At 67.7% G+C, this 26299-nt stretch carries 17 protein-coding genes and 2 riboswitches; of the genes, 8 read left to right on the top strand and 9 right to left on the bottom strand.

All coding sequences use genetic code 11. The features are described 5' to 3' along the window. On the top strand, window positions 1-326 hold a 326-nt coding region (locus BUC15_RS14595), incomplete at its 5' end, for a hypothetical protein (RefSeq protein ID WP_217652264.1). Between the two features lie 64 nt (window positions 327-390). Continuing rightward, window positions 391-1590, top strand: coding sequence for an amino acid aminotransferase (locus BUC15_RS14590; protein WP_073189597.1), 1200 nt, complete (start codon window positions 391-393; stop codon window positions 1588-1590). Between the two features lie 76 nt (window positions 1591-1666). On the opposite strand, the gene recD is transcribed toward BUC15_RS14590, so the two are convergent. Genes recD through BUC15_RS14575 form a run of 3 tightly spaced genes read right to left on the bottom strand, consistent with a single transcriptional unit; the run spans window position 1667 to window position 9514 of the window. Further along, window positions 1667-3373, bottom strand: a complete 1707-nt coding sequence (gene recD / locus BUC15_RS14585) for an exodeoxyribonuclease V subunit alpha (protein WP_217652263.1) — start codon at window positions 3371-3373, stop codon at window positions 1667-1669. Next, window positions 3366-6554: a UvrD-helicase domain-containing protein gene (locus tag BUC15_RS14580; protein WP_073189595.1), complete on the bottom strand. Its 3189-nt coding sequence runs from the start codon at window positions 6552-6554 to the stop codon at window positions 3366-3368. Before BUC15_RS14580 ends, recD begins: the two co-directional genes overlap by 8 nt. Further along, on the bottom strand, window positions 6554-9514 hold the full coding sequence (locus tag BUC15_RS14575) for an exodeoxyribonuclease V subunit gamma (protein WP_073189593.1): 2961 nt from the start codon (window positions 9512-9514) through the stop codon (window positions 6554-6556). The genes BUC15_RS14580 and BUC15_RS14575 overlap by 1 nt, the downstream gene beginning before the upstream one ends. 68 nt (window positions 9515-9582) lie before the next feature. Here BUC15_RS14575 and BUC15_RS14570 point away from each other — a divergent pair, with 68 nt between their 5' ends. Further along, on the top strand, window positions 9583-11616 hold the full coding sequence (locus tag BUC15_RS14570; protein WP_073189591.1) for an ATP-dependent DNA helicase UvrD2: 2034 nt from the start codon (window positions 9583-9585) through the stop codon (window positions 11614-11616). Here BUC15_RS14570 and BUC15_RS14565 read toward each other — a convergent pair. The 3 genes from BUC15_RS14565 to BUC15_RS14560 all read right to left on the bottom strand — a co-directional run bounded on the left by BUC15_RS14565 (window position 11607) and on the right by BUC15_RS14560 (window position 13927). Continuing rightward, complete coding sequence (locus BUC15_RS14565; RefSeq protein WP_139280288.1) at window positions 11607-12125, bottom strand: hypothetical protein; 519 nt, start codon at window positions 12123-12125, stop codon at window positions 11607-11609. The genes BUC15_RS14570 and BUC15_RS14565 overlap by 10 nt on opposite strands. Window positions 12126-12249: 124 nt before the next feature. Further along, window positions 12250-12411 carry a DUF5679 domain-containing protein gene (locus BUC15_RS20025; protein WP_175558355.1) on the bottom strand — a complete coding sequence of 54 codons (162 nt, stop codon included), beginning with the start codon at window positions 12409-12411 and terminating at the stop codon, window positions 12250-12252. 199 nt (window positions 12412-12610) lie between these two features. Then, a complete protein-coding gene (locus BUC15_RS14560) occupies window positions 12611-13927 on the bottom strand; it encodes a zinc-dependent metalloprotease (protein ID WP_175558354.1) in 1317 nt (438 codons plus the stop codon). A 123-nt stretch (window positions 13928-14050) separates the two neighbouring features. Between BUC15_RS14560 and BUC15_RS19165 the strand changes: the two genes are divergently transcribed. The 3 genes from BUC15_RS19165 to BUC15_RS14545 are packed head-to-tail and all read left to right on the top strand — an operon-like array spanning window position 14051 to window position 18463. Next, window positions 14051-15088, top strand: coding sequence for a YlbL family protein (locus BUC15_RS19165; protein WP_175558353.1), 1038 nt, complete (start codon window positions 14051-14053; stop codon window positions 15086-15088). Continuing rightward, window positions 15081-15599 carry a PPA1309 family protein gene (locus BUC15_RS14550; RefSeq protein WP_245788000.1) on the top strand — a complete coding sequence of 173 codons (519 nt, stop codon included), beginning with the start codon at window positions 15081-15083 and terminating at the stop codon, window positions 15597-15599. The genes BUC15_RS19165 and BUC15_RS14550 overlap by 8 nt, the downstream gene beginning before the upstream one ends. Beyond that, the gene (locus BUC15_RS14545) at window positions 15596-18463 is read left to right on the top strand and encodes a UPF0182 family membrane protein (protein WP_073189580.1); all 2868 of its coding nucleotides are present in this window, start codon (window positions 15596-15598) and stop codon (window positions 18461-18463) included. Before BUC15_RS14550 ends, BUC15_RS14545 begins: the two co-directional genes overlap by 4 nt. Window positions 18464-18543: 80 nt before the next feature. Here the strand turns inward: BUC15_RS14545 and gcvP are convergent, their stop codons facing one another. From gcvP to gcvT, 3 genes are read right to left on the bottom strand one after another with little or no spacing between them, the layout of a single operon-like run. Next, complete coding sequence (gene gcvP, locus BUC15_RS14540) at window positions 18544-21378, bottom strand: aminomethyl-transferring glycine dehydrogenase (RefSeq protein WP_073189577.1); 2835 nt, start codon at window positions 21376-21378, stop codon at window positions 18544-18546. Between the two features lie 5 nt (window positions 21379-21383). Then, window positions 21384-21743, bottom strand: coding sequence for a glycine cleavage system protein H (locus tag BUC15_RS14535; protein ID WP_073189574.1), 360 nt, complete (start codon window positions 21741-21743; stop codon window positions 21384-21386). Between the two features lie 9 nt (window positions 21744-21752). Continuing rightward, window positions 21753-22865, bottom strand: a complete 1113-nt coding sequence (gene gcvT, locus BUC15_RS14530; RefSeq protein ID WP_073189572.1) for a glycine cleavage system aminomethyltransferase GcvT — start codon at window positions 22863-22865, stop codon at window positions 21753-21755. Between the two features lie 47 nt (window positions 22866-22912). Beyond that, window positions 22913-22986, bottom strand: a riboswitch (glycine riboswitch). After that, a riboswitch (glycine riboswitch) is annotated at window positions 22987-23074 on the bottom strand. Between the two features lie 316 nt (window positions 23075-23390). Between gcvT and BUC15_RS14525 the strand changes: the two genes are divergently transcribed. Then, window positions 23391-24188 carry an endonuclease domain-containing protein gene (locus tag BUC15_RS14525; protein ID WP_084189625.1) on the top strand — a complete coding sequence of 266 codons (798 nt, stop codon included), beginning with the start codon at window positions 23391-23393 and terminating at the stop codon, window positions 24186-24188. A 188-nt stretch (window positions 24189-24376) separates the two neighbouring features. Further along, window positions 24377-24988 carry a hypothetical protein gene (locus tag BUC15_RS20525; RefSeq protein ID WP_073189568.1) on the top strand — a complete coding sequence of 204 codons (612 nt, stop codon included), beginning with the start codon at window positions 24377-24379 and terminating at the stop codon, window positions 24986-24988. Window positions 24989-26299: the final 1311 nt, after the last annotated feature.

Raw genomic sequence — 26299 nt, 5'->3', positions numbered from 1 at the left:
AGTTGCCGGTGTATGAGCGGATTGGGGATACCCGGTCGCGGGCGGTCACGATGGGCAAGATCGCTGACATCCTCGCTCGGCAGGGGCAGGTGGTTGAGGCCCTCTCGCTGTGGCTGGAAGCGCTCCCGGTGTTCGAGAGCATCCAGGAGCCATTCTCGATCGGATTCGCGGCAATCCGGATAGCGCAACTTCAGCACTTTGCCGATGAGGATTCGGCCGCGCGGATCAGCCTCGACAAAGCCGAGAGCGCCTTCTCCTCCGTCGATAATGCAGACGGTGTCGCCGCGTGCCAAAAGCTCCGGAGAGCCTGGTTCGAGGAGCGGTGACCGGCCTGAACTGCCGCCCAGCGGATTCCGGCTAAGCTTGGGGCCCGAACGAGAGGAACCTCACATGTCGCTGTTCGACCGCGCCGAACTCGCCCCCGCCGATCCCATCCTCGGCCTCACCGAGGCCTTCAACGCAGACGCTCGCCCCGAGAAGGTCAACCTCGGCGTCGGCGTCTACCTCGGCGAAGACGGCAAGCTGCCGCTTATGGCATCGGTGCGGGAGGCAGAGGAGCGACTCGTCGCGCAGCGCAAGCCGAAGTCCTACCTCGGCATCGACGGCATGCCAGCGTTCCGCGAGGCCGTCCGTGGCCTCATCTTCGGGACGGAGGCGCAGGTGCTGGCAGACGCCAGGGTCGCGACGGTGCAGAGCCTCGGCGGCACCGGTGCGCTCAAGGTCGGAGCCGACCTCCTGCACCAGCTGGATCCCGAAGCCACCGTGCTGATCTCGGACCCGAGCTGGGAGAACCACCGGGCGCTGTTCACGCGGGCGGGTTTCAAGGTCGAGGCCTACCGCTACTACGACCCCGAGGCCAAGGGCATCGACTTCGACGGGCTGCTGGAAGACCTCCGCGCGGCAGAGCCGGGCACGATCGTCGTGCTGCACGCCTGCTGCCACAACCCGACCGGCTACGACCTGAGCCTTGAGCAGTGGGACCAGATCGTCGCGGTGCTCGACGAACGCGGCCTGGTGCCGTTCCTCGACATGGCCTACCAGGGCTTCGGGTTCGGCATCGCCGAAGACGGCGCCGTCGTCGCCAAGTTCGTCGCGTCGGGCCAGGACTTCCTGCTCTCCACCTCGTACTCGAAGTCCTTCAGCCTCTACGGTGAGCGGATCGGCTCCCTCTCGGTGGTGCTCGGGTCGGCAGATTCCGCCAAGCGCGTCCTTTCGCAGCTGAAGATCACGATCCGCACCAACTACTCGAACCCGCCGACCCTCGGCGCCGCCCTCGTGGCCACCGTGCTGACCGACCCCGACCTGCGGGCCAGTTGGGAAACCGAACTGGGTGGCATGCGGTCCCGGATCAAGGAGCTTCGCCAAGTCCTCGTGGACGGGCTAGCGGCCCGCGGGATCCAGGACATGGGTTTCATCGCCGGGCAACTGGGAATGTTCAGCTACTCGGGCCTGACGAAGGACCAGATGGTCGCGCTGCGCACCGAGCACGCCGTATACGGCCTCGACTCGGGCCGCATGTGCGTGGCCGCGTTGAACACCGGGAACCTCGACCGGGTCGCCGGCGCGATCGCGTCGGTGCGGTCGAAGTAGCCCGCCCGCTTGGCGGATAAGTGCGGGAGATGCCCTCCGGGAGGCCGGATTTGGCAGAATCCCTCGTTGGGCGCAGTTATCCGCCGGCCAGCCCGCTCGCACGCCGCACCGGAGTCTCGACCGCCTCCACGAACGCCTCCCAGGAGCCGTACAGCCTGAGGCCGGCCTTCGCCCTGGTCACCGCGGTGTAGAGCAGCTCGCGGGTGAGCAGCGGCGAGCCAGGAGGCGGCAGCACGACCGAGACGCGCTCGAACTGGCTGCCCTGGCTCTTGTGGATCGTCATGGCGTGCAGGTCGGTGGCGTCGTCGAGCAGCGCCGGGGCCACCGACAGCGCGCCGTCGGGGCGCTCGACGACCGCTTCCAGCTCGCCGTCGGGTCGACGTACCACGACGGCGGTGTCGCCGTTACTGAACAGGTCGCTGTTGCGCTGGATCAGCAACGGCTGGCCGGGATAGTGGCGCGTGTCGTAGCCGTAGTCGTCCAGCTCGGTGCCGAGCCAGGAACGGATCGCGCGCGCCCAGTGCGCGACGCCGAACGGGCCCTCCCGGTGACCGCACAGCACCCGGTGGCCGTCGAGCGCCCGGTTCGCGCCCTCGCCGTCGCCCGCCAAGGCGCACCCCCTCACCGAAGTGGCCGTTGACAAGGTGTCATGCCGGACGGTGGGCAGCCCAGTGGGGTCGGCCTCGCCCGCGAACCCGATCAGTTCGATGCTGACCGCACCCTCGATCGCGGCCCGGGCGGCGTCGGCGTCGCCTTCCAGGATCGCGTCGGCCAGGAAGTTGATCTCGGCGTTCGACCGGTAGTTGGTGTGCAGCCTCGCCAGGCGACCCCCGGGCTCGGTGAGCAGGTCGTCGGCGTTCTCGATGTCGGCCAGGACGGCGCCCGCCTCGACGGAGCGCAGCTGGTGCGGGTCGCCGAGGAGGATCAGCCGGGTCCGCGGCGAGAGCGCGCCGAGGAGGGTGGCCATCAACTCCAGCGACACCATCGAGGTCTCGTCGACCACGACCACGTCATAGGGAAGGGGATTGCCAGGGCCGAACTCGGTGGCCGACGAACGAGGCCGGAGGCCGAGGAGCTTGTGGAGCGTGCCGCCCCACACCCTGCCGGTCGCGCCGCCGACGCCTTGCAGCAGCCGTGCGGCCGCCTTCCCGGTGGGCGCACACAGCGCCACCCTCGGCTCCGCATCGGACAGAGCCGCCAGGAGACGCGCCACGATCGTGGTCTTGCCGGTGCCGGGGCCGCCAGTGATCACGGTCGTGAGGTGGCTGAGTGCCGCCCTCACCGCATCCCGCTGGTGCTCGTCGAGCCTTTCGCCTTCCCCGAACACCACCTCGACCGGGTCGATCGTCGATCTGCTGCGCTCCCGCAACAGGTCGGCGAGGCCCCGCTCCTGCCGCCAGTACCGGTCGAGGTAGAGGAGGTTGCCATCCAGCCGGAACGGGGCCTCAACCTCGGCAGATCGGCCGACGGCGGGGGAGTCGGCCACCCTTCGCAGCCACGGACCCGGTTCGGGCCACGGCAGCGCCGCATCGGCAGGCGCGGTGTCGCCGTCGTCCAGATCGGCCTCCGGCTGGAGCCGCTCGGCGGCAGTGGAGAGGTCCACACACACCGATCCCAGCCGCAGTTCGCGCACGGCAAGGGCGAACGCGAGGACGACGTCGGGATCGGTCTCGCCGGAGAGTTGGCCCAGGCGTCGGGCCAGGTGGAAGTCGATCAGTTGGAGCATGCCGCCCTCGGCGAACCTCAGAAGCGTCCCGGTGGCGGCGATCGGCAGCTCAGGCACGGTGGCCTCCCAGCAGTTCGGAGGCGGCGAGCACCAGGGCGGCGGGCGGGAACCAACCGAACACCCCGCAGCTGGCCCCGTCCAGCACGGGTGTCCCGGGGCCGGCCATGCCGCGGAGGAACAGGTACCCGACCCCCCCGAGGTGTGTCGCGGGGACGTAGCCGGGAAGCCGCAACCCGAGGTGGCGGTGCAGCGCGACGCAGTACAGGATCGCCTGCAGCGGATAGTGCGCCTGCATCATGGCTTCGGCCATCGCGGGCGCCGTGTAGTGGCCGAGCGTCAACGGCTCCGCGGCCGTGGAGCTGAGCCGGTTCGTCTTGTAGTCGACGACGATGAATCGGCCGTCCGGGAGCCTCAACACGGCATCGATCGAGCCGGTGAGGAACCCGTTGAGGACCTCCGACGCCGCCTCGGAGGAGGCGAGCCGCGAGGGGTAAGCGGCCAGCGGATGGTCCGCGGGAAGATGCTCGGCGAGCAGGGCGGCGAGGTCGGCAAGGGTGGCAGGGGAGCCCGAGTCGGCCAGCGGCAGGTCGAAATCGAGCTCGGGGAGCCGGGACGAGGTCGGAAGCTCGGACAAGGCGAGACCCGTCAGGGGGTGCAGCGGCGTGCGGCAGACCTCGACCAGGGCCTCGGCGAGCCGGGACGACTGTTCGCCGTCGAGCCCGTTGGCGGGCCCGAGCTCGTTCAGCAGTGCCGAGGCGCTGCCGGGAAGCGCCGCGGGGGACCAGTCCAGCCGTTCAAGCACGGCGTGTACAAGGGTGCCGAAACCGGTGCCGGCCGGAAGCCCGGCCATGGGCGAGGGCGCCTCCAGCCCGGGCGCGGTAGAGGCTGCGGTGGGCAGATCCAGTTCCGCGGCCTCATCGGTCACGACCCGAAGCGAGGTCTCGTGCAGAGATTGGGTGAGGCCGGAGTAGGAGGTGCGGCGCCACGTCCGGTCGACCTCGCGGTGCAGCCGTGCGAGCGGCAGGGCCCCGGGCAGTTCCACCGCGGCGGCGACCGCAGGGGCGGGCCAGGATTCGTCGAGCCGTGAGTCATGCACGAGGGGAATCTTCAGCAGGGCCGACGCCTCGCCACGGCGATGGCGCCACCCGTGCCTCAGCAACAGCCGACTGAGCGGCCCGTCGCTGCTCCGGTGGGAGTCGTCGCTGATGTGCCAGGCGATGCTCAGATGCCTGGCCCGTGTGACACCGACGTAGAACAGGCGCAGCTCCTCCTCGACGCTCTGCCGTTTGACATCCTTGGCGATCTCATCGCGCCAGTCCGGCCTCGGGCCCACGTACAGGTGGCGCCGGTGGCCCTCGATCACCGAGAACGGCCGGTTGATCCTCGCCTGGCTACCGCCGGTCTCCGGGAGCAACACGACGGGGAACTCCAGGCCCTTCGCGGCGTGCATCGTCATCACCCGGATCGCCTCGTCGTCTGATTCGATCCGGATGGAGTCGGCGTCTTCTTCTATGGCGCGGCGGTCGCCGATCACGTTGATCAGCCGGGGCAGCGACGCCGCCCCACTGGCGTCGAGCAGTTCGGCAATGTGCAGCAGATCGGTCAACCGGCGGGCGCCGTCCGGCTCGGCCAGCACCCTCGCGTCGAGGGCCGTGCGGGAGCGCAGCACCGTCACGACGGCCCCGGCGCCTCCCACGTCAAAGGCGCGAGCGAGCTCCCGGACGAGGGTGCTCACCCTCGCGGGCTCTCGGCTCGTGGGGTCGAGCAGGTCGTCGAGCTGCGAACCGATCAGGGGGCTGAGGGCGGCCAAGCGGATGTTCGACTGGGTCGGCTCGGCCATCGCCCGCAACAACCCGTGCCAGTCGTCGGCCGATTCCTGTTGCCACACCGACTGGCTGCCGGTGAGGACGGCTGGTAGCCCCGCGCGGTTGAGGGTCGCGCGGATGTCGCGGGCCCTCGCGGTGGTGCGGGTGAGCACGGCGATATCGTCGGGGCGCAGCGCGCGCTCGGCCCCGTCGTCGGTGGTGAGCCGGGAGTGCGTGAGCAGGTTGCGGAGCTGGTGGACCAGGTCGTTCTCGATGGCGGTTTCCGGGTCGACCGAGTCGAGGTCGTCCTTTGCCGCCCGACGCAGCCACAACCGCTCGGAGGTGGGCAGCAGCAGCCTGGCCGGATGCGTCGCGGTGACCGGTGTCACCTTTACCTCGGCCGAGCCGAGCTCCGCGTCCCCGAACAGGTTCACCACACCCTCCGCCAGTGGCGTGTCGCTGCGGAAGTTGGTGGCCAGGGTGAAGACCTCGGCGCCCTCCCTGGCTCGGAGGTAGCTGCCGAGATCGGCGCCCCGGAAGCCGTAGATCGACTGCTTCGGGTCGCCGATCAGGATGGTCGGACGGCCCCGGCCCACGAAGGCCCGCTCGATGATCTCCCACTGCTCCGGGTCGGTGTCCTGGAACTCGTCGACCAGCACGACGGGGAACCGCGCGGCGAGCTCCGCGCGGGCCAGCGCGCCGGTGCGGGGGTCCTCGAGCGCCTGACGGAGCCGGGCGATCACGTCGTCGAAGGTGCAGCGGGATTCCGTGAGTTTCCTGGCCGCGTAGAGTTCGCGCACGGCTTCGGCAAACTCGCGCCGGGGGCCGTCGCCCGGCAGCAGCGGCAGCGCCGTCTCACAGGCCGCGATCCCGACGTCCATCGCCTCGAGCGGCGTCAACGGCGGCGTCGGGTCGGCCCTGTGGAGACGCAGGAAGGTGTCGGCGGCGCACTGGCGCACGAGTTCCCGGTCGTCGGGCCCGACGGTCTCATCGGGGTCCCAGCCCGCCAGCACCCCGAGCTCACGCAGCATCGACTCGCAGAAGGCGTGCGTGGTGGTGATGGTGGCCTCGTTGTAGCGCTCGAGCGCGGCCGCGATCCGCTGACGGCGCACCGTGGCGTCGGTCGAGGCGAGCAGCACGTCCACCTCATCGATCTTCCCGGTAATGGGGTCCCCGGCAATGGGCGATCCCGAGAGGTGGGCGTCGAGGTACCGCAGGGCTTGCTGCAGCCTGGCGAACACGCGGCCGCGGAGCTCGGCGGCCGCGTGGTTGCCGAAGGTGATCAGGAGCAGGTCGGTGATGTCGAGATCGTCGCGCTCGGCAAGGAACCGGGTGGTCAGGGCGGCGATCGCGAAAGTCTTTCCGGTGCCGGCGCTGGCCTCCAGCAGCGTCGTGGTGGCGGGCAGGGGCCCGGTCAGGTCGAAGGGCTGCATCAGTTGCCCCCAAGCAGATCGCCGTACAGCGCCACGGCCCAGGCACCGAACGCGCTCTCCTGGCCGTTGGTAGGGTCCTCGGGGTTCGGCCGGTCGGTGAAGAGCTCGGCGACCTCGTCGTCGTAGAACAGGGCCCAGGCCGGCCCGAACCTGTCCACCTTCGGGTGACGGTAGCCGGGCGCCCCGCGCCACTGCCTCGCGTCCAGCCGGGAGCGGCCCACGTCGTCGGCGTAGCGGATCGCGGCTGTCGCCGGGGCCGGGATGAGCCGGTACTGCCCCAGCACGTAGGCGCGCAGCACCGTCGAAAGCCGTGTCATGGCGGCTCCGGGGTCGGGTTGCCCGACGGTGCGGGTGTCGACGATCTGTGATCGGTAGTTGGTCGGGTCCTTTATCAGTCGGAACAGGCGGCCGGGGGTGGGTGTTCCCGAGGCGGTCAGCGCGAGGGACTCCAGCCAAGGTGGGATCAGCTTGTCCAGGCCGTGGCTCGGCGTGACCGAGATGCTGGCCCCCCCGCGGCAGCGCACCTCGTCGATCAGCCTGAGCTGCCCGAGCACTGGGAGGTCGAACTGAAGGTCGACGGGGACGTCGACGACGTCCGCGTGCCACGCCCCGCTCGCTTCGGCCCAGAGCTTCTCGGCCTGTTCGCGGGCCCGGTTGAACTCCGAGCGGCCGATCTCGTCGGCGGGGAGCTGCTCGTCGCCGAGGAGCCTGCGGATCACCGAGTCGAGGGGCCTGTCCTGTTTCAGCGCATCGAGCAGGCTGTTGACGACCTGCCACTGCGAGAGCCCGCTGAGCCCCAGAGGCATCTCGTCGGCGAGCTCGGGCTCGGAGTACAACGGGAGGTTCACCGCTGACCTGAGGAAGGCCTTTGCGGGGTCGGCCAGGAAACGGCCCAGCTGCCCGAGCGTGACCTGCTGGGGAGCCCGGCCGACCGGGCGGGTGAGGGCCTGGCGGCGCCGCTTCGTGCGGGCGGTGTCGACCGGTGCGGCCCTCGACGTCAGCTGACGCCGGGCGAGGGCCCCGGCGTGGCCCGCCGGATCGAAGCTCGGGGAGCCCTCGTAGTTGGCTTCCGAACTGGCGGTCGGCGGGTGTCGGATGGGTTCGGGGGCGACCCCCAACTCCTCCAGCAGCCAGCTGATCGCCGCAGGGGCAGGCACCGGGTCGTTCGAGCGCTGTGAATAGGCCTGCCTGACGATGACGAGCTTCGGGGCCGAGCGGGCGTGACCGAGTAACTGTTGCAGGCGGAGTTGGCGCTGGTCCGGAACCAGCCCGCCAAGGTCGACCGAGTCGGGCAGCTGCCCGGAGCCGCCGGGCACCACGTCGTCGGTGACGCCGAGCAGCGCGACCAGGCGGTGCTCGACGTGGCGGAGCTCACCCAACGGAGCTACCATCAGCGAGCCGTTGCCGGCCGCGACCCTGGCCCTCGCAGAGGTGAGTGACCCGGTAAGCAGGTGCGCGAATTCGCCGCGGGTGAGAAGGGTCCCGCTTCCGAGATGGTCGTTCTCGAGGCGGGTCAGGACCGTATGGGCGTGCATCAGTTGCCACTGCTCATCCTGCGGGCAGCCCAGCAGATCCGAGATCGCCGAGCGGGAGCGCGCGACCCACTCTGGGATGGTCGCCGGGACCGCCGTCTGCGCGACCAGGCGCCGCAACCGCGAGACGATCTCACATAGCGCGCCGACCGTCTGAAGGTCTGACGACTCGACCACATCGGCACCGGCAAGAGCGAGGCCACCGTGGTGGCCGGGGGCCACGGACAGCCCGATCAGCAGCCGGTCGAGCCCGCGGAGCCAGGTGTTCTGCGCGAGCCCGTCGAGGGCGAACACCGCCCTGTGGTCGGCGTCCATGCCCCAATGGACGCCCGCACCGCCGACCAGTTCGATGATGGCCTGCCTGTCGTCCAGCAGCCAGCGGTGCTCGATGGGTTCTTCGAGGAGGAGATCGACCAGTTGGCTCGCGGAGGCGCGAAGCTCACCCAACCGCAACAGCGTGGCCAGGAGGACCAGCGTCGGGTTGCCCGACTGACGCGCCACCGGTTGGACCCGCAGGCCGCGCCCGGGGTGGGCGCCGTCCGTGGCGGGGGAGAAGGCCGCGTCCAGCAGTTGCGCGTAGCGTTCGGGCCTGGGGCAGATGATCGCGACCTGCCGGGGCTCAAGGGTGGGGTCGGCCTCGAAGGCCCTGGTGAGTTCGTCGCGGAGCACCTCCACCTGCCGGGCGGGCCCGTGCGAGTCGTGTAACGCCACGTCGACCTCGGCGCGGGGGCCGTCGACGGCTTCATCGGCTGCGATCTCAGTGAGACCCGGCAACGCCTCGACCACCTTCTGCTGTGGGGTGGTGAGGTCGTCCACGGCGAACAGGATGGTCGGCGTCGGATCGACGGAGGCCGCCTCGACGATGGCGGCGAGGGTCTCGAGCGGGTCGACCTCCAGGGCATCGACCGTGGCGCGCAGCAGCGCCGGCTGCCACGCCCAGCGTTCGGGGAGCGGCGCTCCGTCGGCCCCGGTGTCCGAACCGTGGAGCCAGGCCGCGATCAGGTCGGGCGCGACATTGACGTACCAACGCTGTAGCCGGGCCAGCCTGCCGGCGGTGGCGCGTCGGCTGCCGGTGCCGTCGGCGGCGCGGGCGAGCACGGGATGCTCCGAGGCAAGGGCGTCGATCGCCTCCCAGGTGGCCAGGTCGAGTGGGGTCCCCAGCCAACGCGAACGGTCCCTGGCAACCCCGGCGCGTTCGGCGAGCTCCGCCATCAACCGCTCAGGGGGCGGGTACGAGATGCCGGCGGAGATGCCCAGCCGGGCCGCGACCTCCTGGCCCACGATCCTGCCGGTGGCAGCCGACGACACCACCACCCGGGACAACTTGAAGGGGTCAGCGGGCAACTGTCGTAGCTGTTCGGCTAGCCGGTCGAGCAGGTCGGACCATCGGCGGCCCTGCACGATGCCCTCACCACGTCCGTTCCCCATCACAGCAGACACCTTAGTGGGCGTCCCCGACACTCCGGGTTGGTGATGTGTCGGTGGTGACGACCACAATGGGTCATGTGAGCGATCCGACCCTCGATGCCCTCGACCCCGAACAGCGCCGCGTCGCGACGGCCCTGGAGCATCCGGTAGTGGTCCTGGCGGGTGCGGGCACGGGTAAGACGCGGGCGATCACGCACCGGATCGCCCACGCGGTGCGCGTCCACCGCTACGAGGCTGCGGCGACCCTTGCCGTGACGTTCACCACGAGGGCGGCCGGTGAGATGCGCTCCCGGCTCGCCACACTCGGGGTCAGGGCCGCTCAGGCCCGCACGATCCATTCGGCGGCGCTGCGGCAATGCCAGTTCTTCTGGCCTCAGGCCTACGGGGTGGAGTTCCCCCGGGTTGCCGAGAACACCTTCGGTCTCGTGTCCAGGGCGGCGCATCACGTCCTCGGGTCGTCCGACACCGCGCTCGTGCGTGACCTCGACACCGAGATCTCCTGGGCCAAGACCAGCAACGTGAGCCCGGCGCTCTACCCGGACGTCGCGACCCGGCGCTCGGTCAACGGTGCCACGGCCGAGCAGGTCTCGGCGGTCATGGCGCACTACGAGAAGCAGAAGCTGACCGAAGGCACCGTCGATTTCAACGACATCCTGATGTGCAACGCCGTCCTGTTGACCCAACACCAGGGGATCGCAGACAAGATCCGTGGCACCTACCGCCATTTCGTGGTCGACGAGTACCAGGACGTCTCCGCGCTGCAACACCGGCTCATCTCGCTCTGGGTTGATGGACGAGACGACGTGTGCGTCGTCGGCGACCCCAACCAGGCGATCCACTCCTTCGCGGGGGCCGATGCGGCCTACCTGCTCGGGTTCGCGGCCGAACACCCCGGCGCCGAGAGCGTCCGCCTGGTGCGGAATTACCGTTCCTCCCCGCAGATCATCGCATCGGCGAACCGGGTGCTGCGGGTCCGCGATGGCGGGCCGACGGCGCTGCGGGCGACACGCCCGGCCGGGCCCGTCCCGTCCTTCCAGGGGGAGTCTGACGAACGCTCGGAGGCGGTCGGCGTCGCGGCCTGGATGAAGGCTGCACACGCCGAAGGAACCGCATGGTCTGAGCTGGCGGTGCTGTATCGCATCAACGCTCAGGCGCCGGCGCTGGAGGCTGCGCTGACCGAGGCGGGCGTGCCCTACACGGTGCGCGGCACGGAACGCTTCTACGACCGGGCGGAGGTGCGGCAGGCGGTGCTCGGGTTCACGCGCGCCGCGGAACGCGCGTCAGAGTCCCCACCAGCAGAGGCGATGGCCTCGGTGCTCTCGGACCTCGGTTGGAAACCGCAGGCCCCGAGTGGGCAGGGGCGGCAGCGGGAACGTTGGGAGTCTCTTGATGCGCTGCGCAGCATGCTTCTCGACGAGGCCGGAAGCCGTGAATCCTGGACGGTGCAGGAGGCCTCGGCCTGGCTGCAGGAACGGGCGAGTTGGCAGTCGAGCCCGGTCGCGTCCGCGGTCACGTTGTCGACGCTGCACGCCGCGAAAGGTCTCGAATGGGATCGCGTGGCCGTCATCGGCGTGCGGGAGGGGCTGATTCCGTTCGTGCTCAGCCAGGAGGAGCCCGGCCTGTCCGAGGAGCGGAGGCTGCTCTACGTCGGGTTCACCCGCGCCAAGCGCGAACTGAGGGTCAGTTGGTCCGCGTCGCGGGGCAACTCGACGAGGTCACGGTTCATAGCCGACCAGGTCACCGGGCCCGCAACCGTCGGACGGCGGCAGGCGAAGTCGCCCACCTCGTCGAAGTCGCGCAGGTGCCGGGTCTGCGGCGAACTGCTCCACAGCGCCAGCGAGCGGAAGCTGAACCGCCACCTGGGCTGTGAGGTCGCCTACGATGAGGAGCTCTTCGAAGCCCTGCGTGCATGGCGCAAGAGTGTGGCGGATGAGGCCAGCGTGCCTGCGTTCGTGGTGTTCACCGACGCGACGCTGCAGGCGATCGCGGAATCGGTACCTTCCGATCAGGCGGACCTTCTGAGGCTGCCGGGGATCGGGCGAACCAAGGTCGACAGGTACGGAGACGGCGTGCTGGAGGTCATCTCCCGGCATCAGAGCTGACCGCACTCGACCGCCCGGCAGTCGCACCGACCTGGCCACCTCGCCAATGCCAGCCCCGGCGCCCCGAGCCGCCACCTCCAACTGGCGCCGATCAACTCGCTGCGCCCGGTGCGCAGCAGAGCGTCACACTGGAGGGCGGCCAGGGCGGCGGCCCACATGCCGAGGAGCGGATCGGTATGGTCGCCCGGTTCGGCGGGCGAGGCGTGCAGGCAGGCCGGACACGGCCCTGCTCCTTCGACGGTGATTGGACCGACCTCGGCGCTCTCCGAGCCCCAATGGGCATAGCATCCGATTGCCCCGGACGCATATCCTTCGGCCTCGATCGTGGGGTGTGACCCCGGCGGGAATGCCCACACGATGATGTGTGCCCCGAGAATGCTCCCGGGGCGGCGGGTGGCTTCCCCCGGGGTGAGACACCGGCAGTGCAACCCGCCCGTGGCCAGCGCGCGGGCCACCACCGTGGTGCGGTGCTGAGCGCCCACGACGCGAACGTCGGCTCCTGAGTGCATGGCAGTCAGCATTGGCCAGGGGAGCCCTGATGGGCAACGACCTGTGGATCACGGACAACAACGAACCACGTACAGACAACGATGGGGCGACGGGATCGCTCCCATCGCCCCCGAGAGTCGCTGCTCAGGCTTTGCCGAGGATGCGGTTGAGGTTGGTTCCGCACACCGGGCACTTGCCCTTGGCCATCCTCGTGCCCTTGTCGTTGACGACGACCTCGCCCGACGCGTCGCGCTTCTCCTTGCACTTGACGCAGTAGAACGAGCCTTCCCAGGTCTCCGTAGCCATGTTTCCTCCTTCATGCCCGCTGAGGATCAGCGGAGTCGTGACCACTCTAACCGTGTGGCAAGTCACTTAAGCCTTGACATGCCGCTCACGAGAGTCCCGGATGCCCGATCCGCCTTCCCCTGCGAACCGGGCATCCGGGACACCCTGGCAGTCTGTCGTGCCCGTAGGAGCCGCGTCAAGGGCGCCAAAGCGCCGCCGCTCAGTCTCCCAGCAGCTTGCGCAGTTCCTGGTCGAAGTCGTCGTCGCTCGGGTCCGCCACATCCTGGCCCCCGGTGAACGACAACGGGTCGGCCAGATGCTTCTTCGTCGGGAGGAGATCCGGGTGTCGCCAGACGGCGTCCCGGCCATCCAGCCCCCGTTCGTGCTCCACCGCGGCCCAGAGGTTGCGGGCGTCGCGCACCAGACGCGGATGCAGGTCGAGCCCGATGAGTTCCGAGAACACGCCCGTCACCGGGGTGGCGGAGGCGCGACGGCGGTTGATGATCTCATCCAGGGTGGCCGCGTGCGGCATCCAAGGAGCGGTTGCCCTGGCCACGACATGATCGACCCAGCCCTCAACCAGAGCCAGAAGGGTTTCGAGACGCTCCAGGATCTCCAACTGCGTTGGGGTGCTGGCGGGCTGGAAGAACGAACCGCGCACCGACTCCCCGACAGCGACCACGTCCTCGATTGACATGTTCTCGAAGTTCTCGGGCTGGAACTGGCTTGCGATGCCCTCGAAATCGATGGTGATCTCACGTGAATAGTGCGCGAGGAGTGCGCTCAGCTGCGGCGACAACCAGCCGACGGCATGGAAGAGCCGCTCACGGGCCGCCTCCCGGAGCAACAGATACAGCACCACATCGGAGTCGTCGACATCCAGGTCTCGCGTGAAAGCCGCAACGTTCGTGGGCAGGATCACGACCCCCGAGGAACCGAGCAGGTTGAACCCGCTTTCGGTGCCGGTGAGGATGTCGCCCGCGAGGTTGGCCAACTCACGCTTCAGGCGGTCCCGGTAGATCAGAGATGCGGAAGACTTCATCATGGGGCCGAGCAGTTGTGCCATGCCCTGCATCGCGTCGTCTTCATCGTCAACGGCGGTGCCTCGTTGCAGCGCACCGGCCAGACCGTCGATGATCGGCTCGATGACCGACCTCCATCCGTCACTGGTCGCATCGAGCCATTGCGAGCGGGTCATGGCCTGTCCGGGCAGACCCGTCTCGGCGAAGGTGACAACCGGGGTGAGCCAGGACTGGGCCAGCCGCTCTGCATCCCTCACCGCGTTCTGCTCATGCTCGGGAACTGCCGGATCACCGCCCGCCTCGGCCGCCAACTGCTTCGCCGCGGTCACCGTGGTGCGCCATGCGGCATCCGGGTCCAGATCCGCGTTCGTCATTCCGAACGCGAAACCGCCGGAGGATTGGAGACGGTTGACCTGCGCGATGAGCTGCTCCAGGTTGAGGTCCTCGGCGTTACCGAGCCCCAGCTGCTCGAGCATCCTGCGCAGCTGTTCGAAATCGAACGGGTTGTTGGACATCAGGTTCCTCCTTGTCCATTCCATTCTCCCGCATCGGGCAAGCCAAGCGCGAATGCGTGGCGGTGGGCTTTGCGGAGCCTTGCTAGGGTGAACCCACGGTCTGGCGCAGGAAGGGAGCTGGGTGTGTCGCGCAATGCGATGGCGATAGTGTCGTCCCTCCTCTTCGCGCTCCTTGCCGTCTCCCTCGTCGTCGTGCCTGTGCCGTACGTGGCCAGGCGCCCCGGGCAGACGATCGACGTCCTCGGAACCCGTGACGACAAGCCGGTCATCGGCATCACGGATGCGACGACGTACCCGACCAGCGGGCAACTGCTGATGACCACTGTCTCCACGACCCGCGTCGATGCCAGCCTCAGCCTCCCGGAGGCTCTCGTGGTCCACGTGGGTGCCGACTCGGATGCGATGCCCCGTGAGGTTGTCTATCCCCCGGGCAAGTCGGTCGAGCAGGTGGAGAGCGACGCCATCGCGATGATGGACAGTTCGCGCACCGACGCGACGGTCGCGGCCCTCAGGGCGGCGGTCATACCGGTCACCGACATGCCCCGGGTCGATTCGGTTTCGCGGTCCGGGCCGGCGGCCGACAAGCTCAAACCGGGCGACCTGATCAAGAGCGTCAACGGGCTTGAGGTGGCCTCGCAGCAGGAGGTCATGGCCATCCTCGGTCAGCACGTCGCCGGCGACGAGGTGACCTTCATGGTGCTGCGTGAGGACCAGGAGGTCACGGCGGTGATCACGCTCGCCTCGGGCGAGTCCGGAAAGGTCAGCGACGGAATCGACGTCGGAACCGGCTACCGGTTCACGCCCCAGGTGGAGTTCGGCGTCGACCCTGCCGTCACCGGGCCGAGCGCAGGGCTCATCTTCGCACTGGGGATCTACGACCTACTCACCGACCGGGAACTGGTCGGAGAAGCCACAGTCGCCGGTACCGGGACGATCGACCCTCAAGGTGTCGTCGGAGCCATCGGCGGCATCCGGGAGAAGGTCAAAGGTGCGGAGCGCGACGCTGCGACCGTGTTCCTGGTGCCTGAAGACAACTGCTCCGACCTCGGCGACCTGACGACCCCCATGACGCTCGTGAAGGTGGCGACCTTGAAGGACGCCATCTCTGCGCTGCAACTCATCAACGAAGGAAACACCTCGGAGGTGCCTACCTGTGGCTGACCCGTCCAGACTCATTGCCTGCCTGATGGATGTGGAACGACACGTCTCGTCCGCAGGTTGGGACCAACCGGCGAGGCTGTTCGCCCTGGTGACGACCACCACGCTGCTAGAGGTCGAACCGCAGCTGCGCGGTCGGATCCCCGAGACGGCCCCAGACGCACTCACCGCCATCGAGCAGGACGAGTTCCATGCCACCGAGAACCTGTTCGAAAGGCTCGGCACCATCTTCTGGCCCGAGACCGTCGAGGGCTGCGCGATCGCGCTCGAGCGCGCCTTCCTGCCCCCGAAATACGAAGACCAGCTGCCAGAGGATCCGGAGGCTGCCGCGGAGTTCGTCGCGAAGCACCCGGAGAAGACCGATGTCCGGGTCGTCGTCGGGGTGCTTCGCGAAGGCGAAAGGCACGGCCTGGCCAGGCTTGTCAGCGACCCGTCCGAACTGCTCGGTGCCGAAGACCTGGTACCAGGCCTCGCAGATGCACTGCTCGACACGTTCAGGAGCGTGGACTCATGACCACCGAAGAATTGGATGCTCCCACCCGCAGATCCCCGTTGCTGTGGACGGTGCTGGTCGTGGGTGCGCTGGTGATCCTGGCGATAATCGCTTCAAGGGTCGCAACGGACTACCTCTGGTTCCGCAGCATAGACTTCCAGACGGTCTTCACCACGCGCCTCGCGGCCCAGATCGGCCTGCTGTTCGGGTTCGGCATCGTGATGTTCGCCATCGTGTTCTTCTCAATGGTGATCGCCTACCGGCTCCGCCCGAAGGTCCGCCGCGCTAACCTCGACTCTGAGTTCCTGGTCCAGATGCGCGATGTCCTGGACCATCGCTCCCGACTCCTGATGGCGATTCCGGCTTCCGTGATCGGCCTGCTCGGCGGGCTCACCGCTCTCGGCCAGGCCGACGTCTTCCTGGCGTGGACCAGCGCGACGCCGTTCGGGGAGAGCGACCCCTACTTCGGGTTGGACGCCGCCTTCTACGTGTTCACGCTGCCCTGGCTGCAGTTCATCTGCGGGTATCTTCTCTTCGCGCTGATCGTCGGCGGCATCGCAGCGCTGTGCGTGCATTTCCTGACCGGTGCCCTCAACGCCTCGGCGCTGCGTGGAAAGGGGAACACATCCGCCAGCGTCCCCGCCCAGCGGCAACTGTCGATCATGCTCGGCGTGATCATCCTGCTCTTCGGTTTCAACGTGGTCCTCGACCGGTTCGGCCTGAACATCACGCAAAGCACCCTGTTCACCGGCATGGGCTACACCGACATGGAGACCCGCGCGCCGGTGGCCGCCATCATCGCGGCGATCTGCGTGATCTGCGCATTGGCCTGCTTCTACAACGCTTGGAGGGTGCGCTGGTCGGTGCCGGCCGCCTCAATCGCGCTGCTGGTGGTGTCGATGCTCCTGCTGTCGAGCCTGTATCCGTGGCTCATCCAGAGCTTCCGGGTCACGCCGGACGAGCAGGACAAGGAACTGCCCTACATCGCGAACAACATCGCGGCGACACGCTACGCCTATGCCATCGACGGCATCGAGATCGAGGACTACGAGGCGACCACCACGGCAACCGCCGGCCAGCTACGCGCCGACGCAGAAGCCCTTCCCGCCATCAGATTGATCGACCCGGCGGTCGTGCCTCGCACGTTCGAACAGTTGCAGCAGGTCCGTGGTTACTACACGTTCCCGTCGACGCTGGACGTCGACCGTTACGTCATCGACGGCCAGGCGACGGACGCGGTCGTGGCCGTCCGCGAACTCGACCTCAACTCCGTCGAATCCGGCGATACGTGGAACAACCGTCGCACGGTCTACACGCACGGCTACGGCATGGTCGCCGCCTACGGCAACCAGCGCGGCGCCAACGGTGAGCCGGTGTTCTTCTCGGGAGGCATCCCCACCGTCGGCAGGCTGGAAGAGCACGAACCGCGGATCTACTTCGGGGAGCGCAGCGACTACTATGTCGTCGTCGGCGCGCCCGATGACAGGGCGCCGGTCGAACTGGATACCCCGTCGGGCGGCGAAGGTCGCTCCGAGTCGCTCTACACGTATCAGGGCGACGGCGGGGTGCCGATCGGCAACCTGTTGACCCGCGCAGCCTTCGCGATCCGCTTCGGGGACATCAACCTCATGCTCTCGGAACGGGTCAACGAGGACTCACGGATGTTGCACGACCGGGTGCCGGTCCAGCGGGTCCAAGAGGCCGCCCCCTGGCTGACGGTCGACTCCGACCCCTACCCGACGGTCGTGAACGGCCGGATCGTGTGGATAATCGACGCCTACACCACGTCGGACTCCTACCCCAACGCGCAGCGGGTCGACTGGAGCCAGGCGATCTCCGATTCCCGCACGTCGACGGACCGTACCCTGATGGGGCAGCAGGTCAACTACGTGCGCAACTCGGTCAAGGCCGTTGTCGACGCCTACGACGGCTCAGTCAAGCTGTACGAGTGGGACGAGCAGGACCCGATCCTGCAGACCTGGTCGAAGGTGTTCCCGGGAATGGTCACCCCAAAGTCGGAGATCCCCGAACAGCTTCTCGAACACCTGCGCTACCCGCAGGACCTGTTCAAGGCACAGCGTGAGATCCTCGGCCGTTACCACACCGAGAACGCCAACACCTGGTACCACCAGACCGACATCTGGCAGGTGCCCAACGACCCGGTCAACGGCGGCCAGGATCGGCTCAAAGAGCCCCCCTACTTCCTGACGATCCGGTGGCCGCGCGACACGACCCCACACTTCGCCAACACCACGGTCTTCGTGCCGAAGGACCGCGAGAACCTCAGCGTCTACATGGGCGTCAACTCCGATGCCACCAGCGACGACTACGGCCGCATGCGGGCGCTGAAACTCTCCGACGCTAAACAGATTGCAGGCCCCGGCCAGACCTTCAACTTCATCTCCACGAACCCTTTGGTGGCCGAACGGCTTCTACCGTTCAACCGGGACGGGGCGAGCGCAACCGCCATCTACGGCAACCTGTTGACCCTCCCGATGGGCGGCGGGCTGCTCTACGTCCAGCCCATCTACACGCAGACCAAGACCTCCGGCTCATATCCGGCGCTCAGGTTCATCGTGGTCCGGTTCGGTGATCAGCTGGGCATCGACGACAGCCTGCAAGGAGCGCTTGACCAGGTATTCGAGGGCGACGCGGGAGCCACGACCGGCGAAAATGAGCAGGGCTCTGTCAGCCCGCCGGGTGAGGAGGAGCCGTCCGACAAGACGGCCGAGGAGCGTGCCCGTGCGTTCCTCGACGAGGCCGAAGCGTTGTTCGCAGGTGCCGATGAGGCACTCAAGGAGGGCGACCTGGGAGCCTACCAGGCGAAGGTCGACGCGGCCGAGGAGAAGGTGACCGAAGCGGCCAAGGCGCTGGCCGAAGGGTGATCGTGAAGCGCTCGGCCCGGCGAACTTAAGTTCGCCGGGCCGAGCGCCATTTCATGGTCCCGTGGGCCGTCCGGCCCGGGCTACGCCTCGGGTGAGCCTTCCCAAGACGGGCAGGCACAAACCAGGTGGCGGTCACCGAACGCGTTGTCGACCCTGCCGACGGGCGGCCAGTATTTGTCCACGCGCAACGATCCGGGCGGGAAGCAACCGACCTCCCGGGAGTAGGGCCGGTCCCACTCGGCGACCAGATCCTCCGTCGTGTGCGGTGCCCGGCGGAGCGGCGACTCGTCGGCTGCCATCCGCCCCTGCACCACGTCGTCGGCCTCTCGGGCGATGTCGAGCATCGCGGTGACGAACCGGTCGAGTTCGGCGAGCGGTTCCGACTCGGTCGGCTCGACCATCAGGGTGCCCGGCACCGGGAACGACATCGTCGGGGCGTGGAAGCCGTGGTCGACAAGGCGTTTGGCGATGTCGTCCACCGTCACGCCGTGCTCGGCGAACCCGCGTGGGTCGACGATGCACTCGTGCGCGACCCGTCCACCGTGGCCCCGGTACAGGATCGGGTAGGCATCCTCCAGCCGGGTGGCCAGGTAGTTCGCGTTCAGGATCGCCGCTCTGGTCGCCTGCGTCACCCCGGATCCGCCCATCAGCGCGAGGTAGGCCCAGGAGATCAGCAGGATTGAGGCCGAACCGAACGGTGCGGCCGAGACCGCGCCCTCCTGGCCGGTGCCGGGATCGGTCGGCAGATGAGCGATGAGATGGTCCTTGACCCCGATCGGGCCCATGCCGGGCCCACCGCCGCCGTGCGGGATCGCGAAGGTCTTGTGTAGGTTCAGGTGGCTGACGTCGCCGCCGATGTCCCCGGGCCGGACGAGACCGACCATCGCGTTGAGGTTGGCACCGTCGATGTAGACCTGACCGCCGTGCTCGTGCGTGATGTCGCAGACGCGGCGAACCGTGTCTTCGAACGCCCCGTGGGTCGACGGGTAGGTGATCATCACAGCGGCGAGCCGGTCGCCCGCCTCGGCGGCCTTCGCCTCGAAGTCGGCCACGTCGATGGCACCGTTGGATGTCGACTTGACGGGGACCACCTTCAGGCCCGCCATCGCGGCGGACGCGGGGTTGGTGCCGTGCGCCGACGTCGGGATGAGGCAGATGTCGCGGTCTTCGCCCCGGGCCGCATGGTACGACCTGATCGTCAACAGACCGGCATACTCGCCCTGCGCGCCCGAGTTGGGCTGCATCGTGAACGCGTCATAGCCCGTGATCTCGCACAGCTTCTCCGATAGGTCGTCGATCAGTTCCCGGTAGCCCCGGGCCTGAGCCCTCGGCGCAAACGGGTGCAGGGACGCGAACTCCGGCCAGGTGATCGCCGCCAGTTCGGCAGCGGCATTGAGTTTCATCGTGCACGAACCGAGTGGGATCATCGCCCGGTCCAGCGCGAGATCGCGGTCGCTGAGGCGCCGCATGTAGCGCATCATTTCGGACTCAGCCCGGTTCATGTGGAACACGGGGTGCGCCAGGTAGCCGGTCTCCCGGAGCAGGGGCTCTGGGATCGCAGGAGAATCGGCGAGTTCATCCACTGGGTCGATCCCGAAGGCGTCCAGAACCTTGTTCAGCACTTCCACGGTAGTGGTTTCGTCGCAGGCGATGCCGACCCGGTCGCGCCCGACCCTGCGCAGGTTGATTCCGCGCTGCTCGGCGGCGGCGATGATCCCCGCCTGCCCGACGCCCACCGTCACCGTGATGGTGTCGAAGAAGTGCTCCGGCTCGACCTGGGCACCGTCGGCACGCAGCGCGGTCGCGAGGGTGACCGTCATCAGGTGTACCCGCTGCGCGATGGCACGAAGCCCTGCCGGCCCGTGGAAGACAGCGTAGAACGACGCCATCACCGCAAGCAGAGCCTGAGCGGTACACACGTTCGACGTCGCCTTCTCGCGACGGATGTGCTGCTCCCTGGCCTGCAACGCGAGCCGGTAGGCCCGGTTGCCGTTGGCGTCCTTGGAGACCCCGACCAGGCGTCCCGGCATGATCCGCTTCAGCTGATCCCGGCAGGCGAGGAAGGCCGCGTGCGGGCCTCCGTAGCCGGGTTGCACGCCGAACCGCTGTGCCGAACCCACCGCAATGTCGGCCCCCATGGCGCCAGGTTCCTTGACGAGGCAGAGGCTGAGCAGGTCGGCATCGGCGATCCCCAGGGCCCCGACCTCGTGCAACGCGTCGAAGAACGCCGAGTGGTCGCGCAGGTGCCCGTAGGTGCCGGGGTAGGAAACGATCGCCCCGAACCAGGACGCGTCGGGGATGGCGCCGTCGACCGGGCCGGTGACGATCTCGATCCCGTGCGGTGCGGCCCTCGTCGCGAGCACGGCGCGCACCTGCGGGTGGAGGTCATCGGCGGCGAAGAAGCGGGAGCGCTTACCCTTGGCGTGGTTGTAGGCCATCACCATCGCCTCGGCCGCAGCGGTCGCCTCATCGAGGAGCGAGGCGCCTGCGATGTCGAGCCCCGTGAGGTCGATCACCATGGTCTGGAAGTTCAGTAGTGCCTCGAGCCTGCCCTGTGAGATCTCCGGTTGGTACGGCGTGTAGGCCGTGTACCACGCCGGGTTTTCCAGGATGTTGCGCTGGATGGCAGGCGGGGTGACCGTCTGGTGATAGCCCTGGCCGATCATCGAGGTGCGCACGAGGTTGTGCGACCCGAGGCGCCGAAGCTCATCAAGCACGGCCCCCTCCGTCATGGGTGCCCAACCCAACGGCTCAGCCTGGCGCAGGTCGACGGGCACCGTCTGGTCGATCAACTGGTCGACGGTATCGACGCCGAGCACGTTCAGCATGTGCTCGATCTCCGCGGGGCTCGGGCCGATGTGGCGCCGGTTGGCGAAGTCGTCTGGATCGTATGAGGTGGGTTCCCAGGTCGCCACAGGTGTCAGCCGATCAGAGCCTGGTAGGCGGCCTCGTCGAGCAGGTCGTCGAGCTGGGCCGGGTCGGTCGGGTCGATGCGGAAGAACCAGGTGCCCATCGGATCGGCATTGACGCTCTCCGGGGCATCGACGAGCGTCTCATTGACCGCGGTGATGACGCCGTCGATCGCGGCGGTGATGCCGGAGGCGGCCTTGGTGGAGTCGATGGCGACGACCTCGTCGCCCTTGCTCACCGAGTCGCCGACAGTTGGCAGTTCGATGAAGACGATGTCGCCGAGTTCGCTGGCTGCGTGCTCGGTGATGCCGACGGCGACGTCGTCGCCGGTGGGGTCGAGCCATTCGTGGTCGGGCGTGAACTTCAGCATGATCGATCCTTATCGGTGGTAGTTGTGACGGACGAAGGGCATTGGGGTGACGGTGGCGGCCACCCGACGGCCGCGCACCTCCGGGTAGACGGTTGCTCCGGCAGAGCCGGTGTCGACCAGGGCCATCGCGATGGGGCCGCCGAGGGTGGGCGAGAAACCACCGGAGGTGATGACGCCGATGGGGGTGGTCGACTCGGCGTCGGCGAAGACCGGCGCGCCCTCGCGGACGGGGGCGCGGCCCTCGATCCTGAGCCCGATGCGTTCCCGGGGGGCGCCGTCGGCGAGTTGGGCCGAGATGGTGTCGGCTCCTGGGTAGCCGCCCGCGCGGGAACCACCGGGGCGGCGCACCTTCTGGATGGCCCAGCCGAGTCCGGCTTCTGCCGGTGTGATGTCGACGGTGAGTTCGTGGCCATAGAGGGGCATGCCCGCCTCGAGCCGTAGGGAGTCGCGGGCCCCGAGCCCGGCGGGGGCAACCTCGTCCATGGCCAGAAGGGCGCGGGCGAAGGCTTCGGCCTCCGCATTGGGGATGGAGACCTCGAAACCGTCCTCACCGGTGTAGCCCGAGCGGGACACCCAGACGGGCACGCCGTCGAAGTCGAGGGTGACCGAGTCCATGAACTTAAGCTCGGCGACGCCGGGGATCAGCCGTTCGAGGGCATCGGCGGCGAGGGGGCCTTGCAGGGCGAGGAGGGCACGGTCGGTCAGCAGATCGATGGTGACGCCGTCGAGGGTGTTGAGTAGCGCGAGGTCGACGTCGGTTCGGGCGGCATTCAGGACGATGAGGAACCGGTCGCCGTGGTTCGCGAACATGAGGTCGTCGACGATCCCACCGTCGGGGGTGGTGAGGAGGCCGTAGCGCTGCCGACCCTCGGCAAGCCCCGCGACGCTGGCGGGGATGAGAGTCTCGAGGGCCGCGGCGGCGTCAGCAAGGTCGCCCGAGGTGGCGGTTACCAGCACCTGACCCATGTGGGAGACGTCGAAGAGCGAGGCCGCGGTTCGGGTGTGTTGATGTTCGGCGATGCCGCCGGTGAACTGGACGGGCAGTTCCCATCCTGCGAAGTCGACGAGTCGGCCACCAAGTTCGGTGTGTAGCGCATGCAGCGCCGTGGTCTTCAGTGACATGTGTAGCCCCTTCTGCCGCGAGCGGCGCCGTCGGGTGTGTTCCACCCTAAGCCCCCTCTGTCGCGGTTGCCTGAGATCTTCGTATCCTTCGGCGGGCCTGACGGCCACTTTCCAGAGTTTCCCGGTCGATGCGGTCCTGGGGCCTGAGAGTTTCCGGGGCGGTTGCTCCTTCGGCACCGGCACGGGGTCGGTTCTCCCGCGTCGACGGGGTCAGCCTAGCGGAAAGTCGCACCAGACCGGGTCGCCGCTGTGCACAGATCTCTGCATGCGTGGAGGCGAGGCTGTATAGCGGATGCCTCCACGCATAGAGAGATTTGTGCACGAGAGAGTCGGTCGACCCAGCCCCGCGCCACCCAAAATGAGCAGGATCCGACACTCAACGAGGCCGGACGAGCATCGTCAGCAGACAACGCAGGCAATCCACGAATGAACAGTAGATCCGGCTCAGGAGTTGTCCACAGATCTGTCTCGTGGCGGGAAATCGAGGGCCAGTCGGCGGATAGATGAGTCATGCATGGTATTGGAGTGAGGTCGTATTCAGAGTTGCGAGGTGAGGGTGCGTCACGGCGGGACATCGAACATGCCGTCGCGAGCGGGGCGGTCAGCCGCATCGCCCGCGGGTGGTACGCGTTCCCAGGTGCCCACCCTGAGGTGGTCAAGGCGATCCAGCACGGCGCCCGCGCGGGTTGCCTCGCCGGTTGCCAACTGCACGGGCTGTGGGTGCCGCCCTACACCGGGTTGCATGCCGTGTACGGGGCGGGGTGCGCGCCGTCTCTGCGTGACCCCGACCTGCACTCATATCGAGCACCACAACCGAGAGTTCCGGTCTGGCCGTTGCTCGACTGTCTGGAGCAGGTGGTGCAGCGGCATTCGACCGAGACGGCCGTCATCGTGCTCGAGTCTGCGCTCAATCTGAGGGTCGTTTCGGACGAAGAGGTGAGTTTGCTTTTGCACCGGCATGTCGTGCGCGGTGCCCTCGTCAGGCGACACCTGAGTAGCGCCGAGTCGGGGAGCGAGACCAGGGTGAGGGTCTTCCTCCAACGTCGAAATGTGCCAGTGCGGCCACAGGTAGAGATCGACGGGGTTGGCCGGGTGGACCTGCTCGTGGGAAGGTCGCTGATCATCGAGTGTGACAGCCTTGCGCATCACTCCGCGAAGGACCGCTACGAGCTCGATCGCTTCCGGGACCTCAATGCCCGCGATCTCGGATTCGACACGGCACGGCTGAGCTACCGGCAGGTCTGGCAGCAGTGGGGCTGGACCCGGGCCGTCCTGGGCCGGCAGATCCGACTGGGTCGACACTCCAGACCCATATTCAGCTGACAACAGGTTCGAGGGGATGGCCGTGCACAGCTCTCTACATGGAGGTGAGGCGATATAGGGGCCTGCCTCTGTGGATAGGGAGACTTGTGCACGTGGCTGGTCGGAGTTGTCCACAGATCGGTTGTGGGGGTGGTGACGTGAGCCGATCGGTTGGTTAGATTGCGGAATCAGACCAATGGAGGTTTCGGATGCGTTGTCTGCTCGTGTCGCTCGTGGGGGTGCTGCTGTTGGCGGGCTGCGCCCAACCGTCGCCGTCGCCGTCGGTGGTCGGGACTTCGCCTGCCTTGACGCCGACGCCGACGCCGACGCCAACCCCGATACCGTCGGCCGATCCGACGCCAACCCCGACGTCGTTTGTTTCGTTTCCTGCTGGCCTTCCGACCGAGGACCCGGAGGAGGCGGCGATCATCGCGGGGTGGCGGGAGTACTGGCGGGTGTATGAGTTGTTTGCGGCCGATCCGTTGGGGGACAGGGACCCGACGGAGACTCAGTACGTGACGACGGGGGAGGAGTCCAGAATCATCCTGGATAGGATCGCCCGGCTGCGTGAGGAGCGGATCCGAAGCGAGGGAGGATTCACCTTCCGGGACATCGTGGTGGATCCGGGAGATAAAGAGGCAACACCCCGAATCGCTTACATCTCGTACTGTGTTGACCGGGCGCACCTTAGACTCGTCAGAATCGACACGGGTGAACTGGTTCCGGCGGAAGGAACGCTGCAGGAACGGACTGAGTTGCAGCTAATGCTGAACGGCCAGTGGATTGTGGCCCAGGTGAGGAACGAGATAGCGGAATGCTAAATCGGCTCCTTATCGTGGTTGCCTGTATCGCCGTGTCGGCGCTCTGTTCCCCACAGACTCTTGCCGAAGCTGCGAAGAAGTGCGTCCTGGAGGACTCGACGCAAATGGGTTGCCTGGTGTGGGCGGATGTTTCCACTGATTCGGGAGTGGAGTCATCAGACGCTTTGCGAACAGACAGCGTCTCAACGACTCCGCGTGCGTGTGCGTATCAGGGGCGTGAGATCCAGTGTGAGACGGCCTTGGGCAGTTGGAGTTCTTACGCGGGAGCCTGGTGCCGGTTGTTGCCGGTTCAGCCACCGCCGGAGGATGCCGTGTGGGTGGGTCATAGCGGGGGAGCGGTGTATTCGTGTACTCGGGCTGGTTTTGATGGTCTGCCTGATCCTTGGGGTGCCGCGCTGCGTTGGTTGCCGAGTGCGCCTGAGGCTCCTGACCCGGAGGAGTTGGCGCGGCGCTTGTTGGCGGGGATTGATTTCGAGTCGCCGGAGTTGGGTATCCATCCGCGGGGTGACACGTTGGAGCGGATGAGTCTTGTTGGTTGGAACATGTGGTTGTGGGCGGCTCCGACGTCTGAGCTGCAGTGGGGGCCCGTGACGGATTCCACTTCCGAGGGCGGTGTGAGTGTTACCTTGACGGCGACGGTGTCGCAGATGGTGTGGGAGATGGGAAATGGCGACAGTGTCACTTGTGGGAGAGGGACCAAGTGGACGTTGTCGGCGACGAGTGGGCGGAATGTGAAGTCGCCGAACTGCGGTTATGTGTATGCCGAAGATGGTCGTTATACGGTGACGGGGACGTCGTATTGGGATGTGGATTGGTCCGGTGGTGGGCAGTCGGGCCGTCTGCCGTTCACATTGAGTCGTGATGTCGAGGTGATCGTTGGGGAGTTGCAGTCGGTGCGCCGGTGAGTCTGGGCGTGTCCGTTCGGTGGGACCGGGTCGGGAGGTCCGGACGTATGTTGTGGGGGTAGTCGGAGCCCTATGAGGCGTCTTGGCGGTGGTCGATACTCGTCGCGTGACGCATCAGAATCGACCAGTGGTCGATTTGGGAGGCCGGTAGCGGTGCCCGGACCCGGTGCCTCAGCGCTGTCGCCACCGGAATCGTGAGAGACCAGCGAAATGCTCCTGCTCTCGCGGGATAGCGCTGGTAGCCAGACAAGCCGCGAAGGAAGCAGCGTGACACCAGCGAAATCCTGCTGGTGACGGCAGGAAACCCTGGTAGCGCGGGCGACCGCTGGTAGTCACAGCGGGCTCGTCGCTGGTAGTTGCGCCGTTCAGGGGGACGCGCGGGGCGTCTTGTTCAGTCAGGCTCGGG

It is taken from the genome of Tessaracoccus bendigoensis DSM 12906, from assembly GCF_900141915.1.
In the GTDB taxonomy this organism is placed as follows: Bacteria; Actinomycetota; Actinomycetes; order Propionibacteriales; family Propionibacteriaceae; genus Arachnia; species Arachnia bendigoensis.
The sequence above is the reverse complement of the archived record's forward strand: the minus strand, read 5'-3'. Positions and strand labels throughout refer to the sequence as shown.